At 51.8% G+C, this 552-nt stretch carries 1 pseudogene; it reads right to left on the bottom strand.

The window, feature by feature from the left end:
* Positions 1 to 420 precede the first annotated feature (420 nt).
* Positions 421 to 552 (bottom strand): annotated as a pseudogene (locus tag PORUE0001_RS10435) (L-threonine 3-dehydrogenase); the annotation flags it as partial.

Raw genomic sequence — 552 nt, 5'->3', positions numbered from 1 at the left:
TCCGTGGGAAACGTCGTTTTCTCGCTAGCTATGTGGCAATTTCTCCGTGAAGATCGGTAACTATAGGCTCCGTGACTTGGTTTCATCGGGAGAAACTGGAGTTTCTTACCGAAGAAACTAGTGTTTCATGCCGAAGAAACTAGTGTTTCATGCCGAAGAAACTAGAGTTTCATGCCTAGGAAAACAGAAATCCCTCCCTAGGAACCGAGAAGTTCCTACGTTGGAACTGAAAAGTTCCAAGGGAGGAACCGTTTTGGGCGCTTTTACAAAAGCTTTCGTCTCCACACGGAAGGTGGCCATGCGTACGCACTTGCGGAGCCTTCCTCGAGAGTCACAAATGAAAAGCGCCACCCCTGAGCGAACTCAAGAGTGGCGCATGTGGATGAGACTGTGTCAGTCTCTGGGGATCTGTGCGGATGCTTACTTGCCGTAGCGAGCGCGTAGCACCTGGATCATATCCTGACTCATGGTGTCGAGGTCGTAGTGTGGTTGCCAGTCCCACTCACGACGAGCGCAGCTGTCGTCGAGCGAGTTAGGCCACGACTCAGCGAT

Source organism: Porphyromonas uenonis 60-3, assembly GCF_000174775.1.
Classification (GTDB): Bacteria; Bacteroidota; Bacteroidia; order Bacteroidales; family Porphyromonadaceae; genus Porphyromonas; species Porphyromonas uenonis_A.
This window is presented reverse-complemented; position numbering and strand designations above follow the sequence as displayed.